Here is an 8,218-nt window from a genome sequence, read left to right on the forward strand (position 1 = left end):
TCGTGAAGGGTAATCAGTAAGGCTCTACAGAAAGCCATCAATGCGCTTCGATGATCACTGCGCTGATATCGATGCCCAAGCTGGTGACTAACTGATAGCTGCCTTCCAGTTCATCGGCTTCAGCACTTAGCAGAATATATTCAAAACGCTCTGAGGCCTGATCATGGCGTTCATAGAGCATGCAATGATGCGTGACTTGAGATATTCCGCTGCCATTGGCGCGAGTCACCGTTTCCTCGAGCACTACCGGAGCTGACCATTCGCTGTTTTCAGCGCCCCAGACGCGCTGATAGCGTTTAAGGTCGTCTGGAATGTCGTCGCCTGCTTCCAGCGTAAAGCTGCTCTGGCCGAGTGGATGAGCGGGTGCCTTGCTATCCGGCTGATTGATCAAACCATCAAATTCAAGATTAGAAACATGTTGCGACGACAGGAAGTCGAACAGTTTGTATTCAAACACCTTGCCATTAGCAATGGAGGCTTGAATCCATGTGTCATTTTCCAGATAAAAGCGCGCTAGCTGTTCGCCTTGGCCGAGTTCGACGACGCCAATCGCGGCTATTTCTTGCGCAGCGCCACTCCAACTGGCATCAAAATTCAGGCTGTCGAACGCTTTCAGCGACAGCATATTGAGCGACACCATACCGCCGAGTCGAAGACCGCTAAAGTCGTCTGGGGTCATGCCGACGGGTAGGCCGCTAGAGCGTTGGGCGGTTTCGCTGGCATGCTTTTGTTGCACGCCTTTACTGTTGGCACGAAACAGTGATTTAAGTGAACCAAACATAGTGATGGTCCTCCTTGAAACGGTTGGATGTCATGCCAGTAACGATGAGAAATGTGCCGACGTCAGGCGCTCATAGGCCATGTAATACAGCACATCGCCATCACTCAACTCAGGGGCGGAGGGTGGGTTGAGCATATTCGCCTCGTCACTAATGGAAGTGACGCCAAGCAAGGTGGCATTATGCGCCTCCTTGGCTAGGGAGAATAATTGGCCAAACGTGCTGCCTTTGGGAATATCTTGCAGCCGCGTTTGGTACTGAGTGGCACCATGATTTACAGCAAGCAGTTCATTCACGACGCGGCTTATGCCTGCGTCAGTCGCTGAGCGCACCAGCATTTCTAGTGCCATAGCTTCGGTGCATTCAATGCCTGGAAGTGTGCGGCGCAACATTGCAGCAGTGTTAGGGTTTTCGCAGTGCGCAACGATATGGCAGCCAGGAGACTTTAGGCTATAAGCGGAAAGCGCCACAGTCGCCACGCGTTCATCGCTGCCGTCATAGATAATAATACGGCTGGCATTTTCAACGCCGGCGCGCTTGAGAAGCTCCATGTTGGCGAAGCTATCACCCTTGACGAATTTTAAGTCGCCCGGACGTGGGTTGTTGATGTCTTTGGTGACACACAGCACGATTTCATCAGGGAGCTGCCGGTCAGCTTTGAGAATATCAATGATCTTTTCAGTGGTTTCTCCATGCCAGCCTAACACCACCGTGTGGCCAGTAAGGTCGCTGTAATCGCCTTTTCCTTGCATTTGCTGCCTCCAAAAGTTGCCCACCGTGACGGTTGCCTTGCCAATCAGGGCAGCAAATAGCGAAATACCGCCTGGGATCAGGTAAAACACAGCGATCAGTTGCCCAGCAGTTGAACTCGGCGAGAAGTCCCCATAGCCCACGGTGGAAGCCGTAACAACGTAAAAATACAGCCACAACGGCAGTGAGTTGGCAACCTCTTCGCCAGAGAGCCCCATGAGTAGCCAAGAGGTTGCCATATGTGCCAGTGCCAGCAGTAACAGAAACGTCCAACTGACGTTAATCGTAGAGGCTTTTAAAACTTTTAGTAGCCGTTGTAGCACTGGCATGGCGTCAGTCTTCCTTGCGTTCAGGCGGTAGTAATAACGCTAGCACTCAATTGCCAGCATTTTGCTTGGCTTTTAGGCGAGCCAGAACATCGCTTCCTGACGTCTGCTGTTTGCCGATACCTGCCTGGGAAAGGCGCGCTTCCAAGTCAGCGCCGGAATCTTGTGCTTGCATTGATTCACCAATCTTAAGCTTTTCAGCCTGTAGGGCCTGGCGCTCTTTAATGCGTTCAAGGGAGGCAACGGCGCTGTTCATGCTGGCATTTTGGCCAGCATGTTGAGATGCCACGGCAGCCTGTGCTTTTTGCGCGGCTTCAGTGGCTTTGACGTGGGACATTTGCTGCTCAACGCGGCGAATTTCACCTTTAGATTTAGCGATGGTCGACTTCAGTGCTTCGATAGTGCCATCATACTGGGTGACATTGGCCTGAGCGATTTCGCGCTCGCTTTCCAAGCGGGCAATTTCTCCAGCGACTTCTTCGGCTAGGCTCTGCTCGCCTTTCTCAAGCGCTGCCATGGCGCTTTTTTCGTATTCCGCCATTTTATCCGACAGCGTATCTACTTCCTTGGCAGCAAGGTTACGCCTGGCCATGATGGTAGTGAGTTCTTCATTGGCCCGGTTCATTGCCGTTTTGGCGTCACGTAGTTCTTGTTCCATAATACGTATCCCCTGACTATCGACAATCGCTTCGCCGGTTTCAGTGGCTTTGCCGCGCAGGGCGGTAAACATTTTGCGTAGTAACATCGGGTAACTCCTTAAATCGAACTAATCCGACGCTTGTGCGTGGGACGAACAACCGGTTGATATTGAATCAGGTGAACAATCAGTCGATTAAATCGGCAATTTCCAGGGCAGCCTGAGCGCAAGCTTCTACTTCTGCACTGATTGCCTCGAGCTTGCAGTCTGAAAATAGCTGCCCATAGACGACATAGTAATCTTCGTCACCCAAGGTGTGGATACCAACGCTGACCAGCGGTAGGGTCATGCCCAGGCGTAACAAGGCATCGTTGAAGGTAGTGATATCCTTAACCGCGCTGGTGGGCGCCACTTCGGTCATCACCAGCCACTCTTGCTCGGAATACGTCAGGGTAACAGGTAAGTCGCCGTAGTCCTTGAGTGTAAACACCAGCGAATCATTGTCTTGGTCGAGGGTGATGTCAGCGTTAGGCCAGTTTAACTCGTTCTGTTCTACGCTGTGTTTAATCGTTTCAAGTCGTGTCTGTGTATTCATTAAGCGTATCCTAATGGTCTATCCGGCAGAGGGCTGTAGATAGGGCTGTAGATAGGGCTGTAGATAGGGCTGTAGATAGGACTGTAGATAGGACTGTAACAGCCGTGCCGATGAGTAACGGTGTTGTTGGCTAAAAATTCTTCAGCATTTTACCGAATCAATCGATATTGCGTCTGCACCGATGGCAAACTAATCCGTTAGCACCCATAATGGTCAACGTTTCGACGGCGAGGAGAATCCCATGAAACTGCTAAATCGCTCTGCCCTGAGCGTCAGGCCGACCCAGACCTTCGTGGACTGGATCAATGCGCTCGAACCCACCATGGGAGACGACGACCTGACCCTGGACGACGTCGAACGTGAAAGTACGGTGTACCTTATCCCAGAGATGGATACCCCCGAAGCGCTTGAGACGTTTGTTCGTGAGCGCTATGCAGAAATCCTAGAGACTGAGCTGCGTGCCTGGGAAGAGGATGAGCGCCAATGGCCAGAAAAGCTTGATTGGTCACTGTTCCAAGACTTTTTACGCATTGAGCATAGCTACCTTGCGATTGATCTTGACGACGAAACCGCCCTTGAAATTTCTGAGGTTGATGAGGCACTCCTGCTCGATAATGAGCAAGACTAGCGCATTGCCGTCTTGATGTATGCGTATTGTGGAACCGGCCCAGGCCGGTTTTATTGTTTTTAATGGTGCAGTTTAGGAACGAACCACCATGCGATTGTTTGAAACTCGGGCGGGTGACGATGGTTTGCCAGGGCCCGCGCGTGCGCTTGCCGTACTGGCACTCGTCACTGGCACGCTAATGGCGGTGGTCGACACCACCATGATTAATTTGGCACTCCCAACGATTGCCGCAGATCTTAATGTGCCTGCCTCCAGAGCGGTATGGATCACCAATTTATTCCAAGTGGTCTGCGCGGCGTTCTTATTAGTGTTCGCCGGCATAAGTGAGCTGATCACCCGCAGGCGGCTCTATTTATTTGGTTTGGCCACCTTCGTTTTCGCGGCGTTAGGGGCGGCGCTGTCGCGTAATCTAGAAACGCTACTGATATTTCGCGCCTTGCAGGGGTTGGGGGCAGCGGCCACGCTGTCCATCGGTCCGTCGCTGTATCGGGCAATCTTTCCGTCACGGCTATTGGGTAGCGCTTTAGGGCTTAGCGCGTTAGTGGTGGCTGGTGGCTATGCAGCCGGCCCAACGCTGAGCGGCGTCATCCTCTCGTTTGCCGACTGGCCTTGGTTGTTTGCGCTTAATGTTCCGCTTGGTGTGTGTTCGCTATGGCTGGCTAGTCGTGCGTTGCCACGAGATAAACCACGTCGGGGCAGCTTTGATGTGCTGGGTGCACTGCTGTCTATGTTGATGCTAGCCAGCTTCTTTCTCGCAATGGATGCAGTCGGCCATGCCGCACCGCTATGGCAAAGCGGTGGCTGGGCGGTGATAGCGGTGCTGGCTTGTGCGCTGTTTATTCGACGCCAGCGCCACGCACCTTATCCGCTGCTACCGCTGAGTATATTTGCTGAAAAACGCTTTACGCTGGCTGTTTCAGCGTCAGGGTTGGCCTTTATCGGTCAGGGGTTAACGTTTGTTGCGCTGTCGTTTTTTTATCAGGAGCAGATGGGATTCTCGCCACTGGAAACAGCTTGGTTGTTCACCCCTTGGCCGTTAGCGATTATGGTGGTTGGCCCCCTGGCTGGTCGTTTAGCTGACCGAATCAACCCGAGTCTTCTTTCAAGCGCAGGCTTGATACTGCTGATGATGGGATTAGTGGCGCTAGCACTCGTGGATGAATCTACCGGCGTGGCAGGCAGCCTGTGGCGCACCGCCTTGTGTGGCATCGGGTTTGGTCTGTTTCAGCCACCTAACAACCGCGAAATGATGGGCAGTCTTCCGCCTGAGCGAAGCGCTAATGTCTCCGGCGTGATGAGCACTACCCGTACCGTTGGACAATCACTTGGGGTGGCATTGGTAGGGGCGGCCTTGGCGTTGGGGTCACCGGTACAGATAACCCTATGGCTGGGAGCTGGCACCACGCTGCTAGCGCTAATGGCGAGCCTTTCCCGGGTGGCGTTAGCCCAGCGTGCTCTCATTGAGCGGCGGGCATCGTCTGTTAGCAAGTAAGGGCGTACAATAAATTGGTTGCTGATTGAAGGAGAAAGTACTCATGGCGATGCAGACACAGATTGAGCAGAAGTTAGCGGCGTTAACGCCCGACGTGCTGCACGTAGAAAATGAAAGCCACATGCACAACGTGCCGGCTAACGCTGAGACACACTTTAAAGTCACCCTGGTAAGCGATAGCTTCGATGGCATAATGCCGGTGAAGCGCCATCAGCAGATTTATGCGCTGCTCGCCGATGAGCTGTCTGGGCCCGTGCATGCATTGGCGTTGCACCTGTACACCCCAAAAGAGTGGCAGACACGTGGCGGCGAGCGCCCGAATTCGCCTAACTGTCGGGGCGGCGGCCAGTGACGCCAGACGTTATTCGCCGGCAGTATTTGGATGCAATGGGCATAACAGCCTGGGCAGCCAAATATCAACTGCCTAACGCACGACCGACGGAGGCGTGCGAATGGGAAGATGCGCCTGCTGTTACTCCGCCGCGAGAGCGCCTTCAAGCGCTATTGGACGATGCACCTGCACCTCGCCCGCGTAATCAGTCACCGAAAGGCGATAGTGCCTCCGTTGCCACTGACACGGCATCGGCATCCTCTTCGGCCCCGGCGGCAGTGCGCGCGCTGCTGGGCCAACCGCCTGTTCCTGCCAGTAAGCCAGCCGACGCCCCCGTTGCTTCTACACTGGAAAATTCTACTCAGGAAAAAAAGCCGGTTAGCAAAGTTGAGCCGCTTACGTTCAGTCTTTCCTGTATGTGTGTTGGTGGGCGCTGGTTAAGCCTTCATGAGGGGGAAATAACGCCTATTGAACAGCAACTGCTGGCTAATATGCTGCGGGCAGCAGGCGTGTTGAGCGGTGAAATGCCCGCGGTGACGTATTTTAAATGGCCGCCAATGGCCAACACGTTCACGCCGGAGGAGCCGCTGGAAGAAGCGCAAGACGGAGTGGCTGCCTTTATTGCTGGCGCGGCGGGTAGGCAGGGCTGGCAGTTGGAACGCCTGTTGTGGTGGGGAGCTGACGAACTAGCCGATGATTCCCACTTAGCGCGGGTTATGGCTGTTAGCCAGCAACGCAGCCAAACGCTGTCGCTGCCCGTGTGGCAGGGCCCTGCATTGAGGACACTTGCCGAGCACGGGAGTGCCAAGCGTAAGCTTTGGCCTGCGCTGGTGTCGCTTGGTCAGCAGTGGCGTGCTGAGGTTGCCACCCGGTGATAAGCCCATTAAGCGTTGCTGACAGTGCTGCGTTACAGGCGTTAGAAGCGCAAGCTAACAGTGGTATAAGCTCGCAGCATCTACGTGATGCGTTAGACGATCCTGGTTCACAGGTGATTGGCTACTGGCAACCATCAGCTTCGATTGGCAATGTGTCCGTTGGCGGTGTGCTGCTTGGTTATGCCATCGTGGTGCGTTTGCCATTTGAGGCAGAGCTTCAAGCGATTGGAGTGCTTCCACAGCAGCAAGGCCAGGGAATCGGTGGCAAGCTACTTGGCGCAGTGGTCGCCTGTGCTAGGCAGTGGCAAAGCGAACGCTTACTGCTCGAAGTGCGGGCAAGTAACCAACGTGCGATAACGCTTTATCAGCACTACGAGTTTAATGAAGATGGTCGGCGCCGAGGTTACTACCCGGCTGCACAGGGTGCCGCCGGGCGAGAAGATGCGCTACTGATGTCGCGCTTACTTTAAGACACGCTATCGCTTTCGATGTCTTCAAATTTGCTGAGTACACCCTGTAAACGGCGCTCCCACTCCTCACGTTCTTGCTTTAGCAGTGCGTTCTCGCCACGCAGCTCTTCGTTTTCAAGCTTCATCAATTCCAACGCCTCAACGGTGTCGGTAATTTTCTGTTCCAGCTGGTTAAATAACTCAAGGCTCATGCCTACCTCCAATAACGTCGACAGGCACACTACCTGTCATAACGGGGACAAAAACGTAATTCAGTTGGGCGAGCGTAACGCCGCTGCAGGATTGCGGCAAGCGCAGTTTACACGGGTTTACGAAGATAGAGGCGAGCCGCACTTTCGCCCGCCTGGGTTTCCCGATAAAGCTGCCAGTTAGTGGGCACGCTTGGAGATAGGGACTTTTCAGTTTCCAGGTAGATCATGGCATCGTCTGCAAGCCAGCCGCCGGTTTCTAATGCGGAACAGCAGGAAGCGGCTAAGCCTTGATGAAACGGTGGATCAAGAAAGACGACATCCGCAGGCTGTTGGCAGGGTTGGTTGAGAAAAGCGAGTGCATCGGTAGATACCACTCGGCCATTACTGGTGCTAAGGGTGATAATATTTTCACTAATTAGCGCGGCTACCCGGGAATCGCGCTCGACAAACGTAACGTTGCTGGCGCCGCGGGAAATGGCTTCAAAGCCTAGTGCTCCTGTGCCTGCAAAGAGGTCCAGCACTTGTTTGCCAAACAGGTGTTGGCCTAGCCAGTTGAATAGGGTCTCACGCACGCGATCAGGGGTGGGCCGTAGCCCTGGGTGGTCGAGTACAGGCAACTGACGGCGGCGAAAGTCGCCGCCGATGATGCGTAGCTTACCCGGCGGTTTGGCAGGCCCGCGCCGCGCTGTCGATGAGCGAGAAGTAGAAGGGCGAGAAGAGCGTTGTCGTTTCATAACGCGGATTGTAGCGGGCTACTTATCCAAAGTCTTGGTCTGCGATGGTAGGATAATCGCAATGTTCACCTATTTAGTCGGATGACACCTATGTTCGGTTTTTTCAAACGTAAGAAAAAGCACGACTCCCAACAGGAGCAGCAAGATCAGCAGGCGCTGTCTCAGGAGGAGCATGGCAAAGTAGAGGCTACCAAAGAGCCAGCGCTAGAGCATAAAACAGAGCAGGCCTCGTCAACGGCGGAAGCTGTTGTGCAAGAAACGTCAGTGCCTGAAGCCGCGCCAGCGGAACACAGTACATCCGTTGAAGAAACCGCTGAAAAGACACAAACAAGTGAATCAGAACCAGCGCCTGAGCTAGCCTCTGTTCCAGAACCAGAACCAGAACCAGAACCAGAACCAGAACCAGAACC

11 protein-coding genes and 1 pseudogene are annotated in these 8,218 nt (G+C 53.9%); 6 read left to right on the top strand and 6 right to left on the bottom strand.

Annotated elements, in window-relative coordinates:
- Positions 1 to 37 precede the first annotated feature (37 nt).
- The 4 genes from INT19_RS04495 to INT19_RS04510 form a co-directional block, all read right to left on the bottom strand.
- The gene (locus INT19_RS04495) at positions 38 to 781 is read right to left on the bottom strand and encodes a DUF2491 family protein (protein WP_193059876.1); all 744 of its coding nucleotides are present in this window, start codon (positions 779 to 781) and stop codon (positions 38 to 40) included.
- A 30-nt stretch (positions 782 to 811) separates the two neighbouring features.
- Positions 812 to 1,858 carry an ion channel gene (locus tag INT19_RS04500; RefSeq protein ID WP_193059877.1) on the bottom strand — a complete coding sequence of 349 codons (1,047 nt, stop codon included), beginning with the start codon at positions 1,856 to 1,858 and terminating at the stop codon, positions 812 to 814.
- Between the two features lie 46 nt (positions 1,859 to 1,904).
- A complete protein-coding gene (locus INT19_RS04505) occupies positions 1,905 to 2,600 on the bottom strand; it encodes a PspA/IM30 family protein (protein ID WP_083000932.1) in 696 nt (231 codons plus the stop codon).
- Between the two features lie 79 nt (positions 2,601 to 2,679).
- The gene (locus tag INT19_RS04510; RefSeq protein WP_083000934.1) at positions 2,680 to 3,087 is read right to left on the bottom strand and encodes a DUF2170 family protein; all 408 of its coding nucleotides are present in this window, start codon (positions 3,085 to 3,087) and stop codon (positions 2,680 to 2,682) included.
- 241 nt (positions 3,088 to 3,328) lie between these two features.
- Between INT19_RS04510 and INT19_RS04515 the strand changes: the two genes are divergently transcribed.
- The 5 genes from INT19_RS04515 (at position 3,329) to INT19_RS04535 (ending at position 6,883) form a co-directional block, all read left to right on the top strand.
- On the top strand, positions 3,329 to 3,715 hold the full coding sequence (locus INT19_RS04515) for a hypothetical protein (protein ID WP_193059878.1): 387 nt from the start codon (positions 3,329 to 3,331) through the stop codon (positions 3,713 to 3,715).
- Positions 3,716 to 3,803: 88 nt separating this feature from the next.
- On the top strand, positions 3,804 to 5,207 hold the full coding sequence (locus INT19_RS04520) for an MFS transporter (protein WP_193059879.1): 1,404 nt from the start codon (positions 3,804 to 3,806) through the stop codon (positions 5,205 to 5,207).
- A 43-nt stretch (positions 5,208 to 5,250) separates the two neighbouring features.
- Positions 5,251 to 5,559 carry a BolA family protein gene (locus tag INT19_RS04525; RefSeq protein WP_038481041.1) on the top strand — a complete coding sequence of 103 codons (309 nt, stop codon included), beginning with the start codon at positions 5,251 to 5,253 and terminating at the stop codon, positions 5,557 to 5,559.
- Complete coding sequence (locus INT19_RS04530) at positions 5,556 to 6,413, top strand: hypothetical protein (protein ID WP_193059880.1); 858 nt, start codon at positions 5,556 to 5,558, stop codon at positions 6,411 to 6,413. The genes INT19_RS04525 and INT19_RS04530 overlap by 4 nt, the downstream gene beginning before the upstream one ends.
- Complete coding sequence (locus tag INT19_RS04535) at positions 6,410 to 6,883, top strand: GNAT family N-acetyltransferase (RefSeq protein WP_193059881.1); 474 nt, start codon at positions 6,410 to 6,412, stop codon at positions 6,881 to 6,883. The genes INT19_RS04530 and INT19_RS04535 overlap by 4 nt, the downstream gene beginning before the upstream one ends.
- On the opposite strand, the gene zapB is transcribed toward INT19_RS04535, so the two are convergent.
- Together zapB and rsmD are read right to left on the bottom strand one after the other, a co-directional pair.
- The gene (gene zapB / locus INT19_RS04540; RefSeq protein ID WP_038481051.1) at positions 6,880 to 7,074 is read right to left on the bottom strand and encodes a cell division protein ZapB; all 195 of its coding nucleotides are present in this window, start codon (positions 7,072 to 7,074) and stop codon (positions 6,880 to 6,882) included. The genes INT19_RS04535 and zapB overlap by 4 nt on opposite strands.
- Before the next feature lie 107 nt (positions 7,075 to 7,181).
- Entirely contained in the window at positions 7,182 to 7,808 is a 627-nt protein-coding gene (gene rsmD, locus INT19_RS04545) for a 16S rRNA (guanine(966)-N(2))-methyltransferase RsmD (protein ID WP_193059882.1), read from the bottom strand.
- A gap of 90 nt (positions 7,809 to 7,898) precedes the next feature.
- Here rsmD and INT19_RS04550 point away from each other — a divergent pair.
- A pseudogene (locus INT19_RS04550) lies at positions 7,899 to 8,218 on the top strand (signal recognition particle-docking protein FtsY); the annotation flags it as partial.

The sequence above is a fragment of the Halomonas sp. 3A7M genome (assembly GCF_014897875.1).
Taxonomy (GTDB): domain Bacteria; phylum Pseudomonadota; class Gammaproteobacteria; order Pseudomonadales; family Halomonadaceae; genus Vreelandella.

Excerpts from the sequence above, each read along its gene's own strand:
- INT19_RS04520 (WP_193059879.1), top strand. The coding sequence starts at position 3,804 with ATGCGATTGTTTGAAACTCGGGCGGGTGACGATGGTTTGCCAGGGCCC.
- INT19_RS04525 (WP_038481041.1), top strand. The coding sequence starts at position 5,251 with ATGGCGATGCAGACACAGATTGAGCAGAAGTTAGCGGCGTTAACGCCC.
- INT19_RS04510 (WP_083000934.1), bottom strand. The coding sequence starts at position 3,087 with ATGAATACACAGACACGACTTGAAACGATTAAACACAGCGTAGAACAG.
- rsmD (WP_193059882.1), bottom strand. The coding sequence starts at position 7,808 with ATGAAACGACAACGCTCTTCTCGCCCTTCTACTTCTCGCTCATCGACA.
- zapB (WP_038481051.1), bottom strand. The coding sequence starts at position 7,074 with ATGAGCCTTGAGTTATTTAACCAGCTGGAACAGAAAATTACCGACACC.
- INT19_RS04495 (WP_193059876.1), bottom strand. The coding sequence starts at position 781 with ATGTTTGGTTCACTTAAATCACTGTTTCGTGCCAACAGTAAAGGCGTG.
- INT19_RS04515 (WP_193059878.1), top strand. The coding sequence starts at position 3,329 with ATGAAACTGCTAAATCGCTCTGCCCTGAGCGTCAGGCCGACCCAGACC.
- INT19_RS04500 (WP_193059877.1), bottom strand. The coding sequence starts at position 1,858 with ATGCCAGTGCTACAACGGCTACTAAAAGTTTTAAAAGCCTCTACGATT.
- INT19_RS04505 (WP_083000932.1), bottom strand. The coding sequence starts at position 2,600 with ATGTTACTACGCAAAATGTTTACCGCCCTGCGCGGCAAAGCCACTGAA.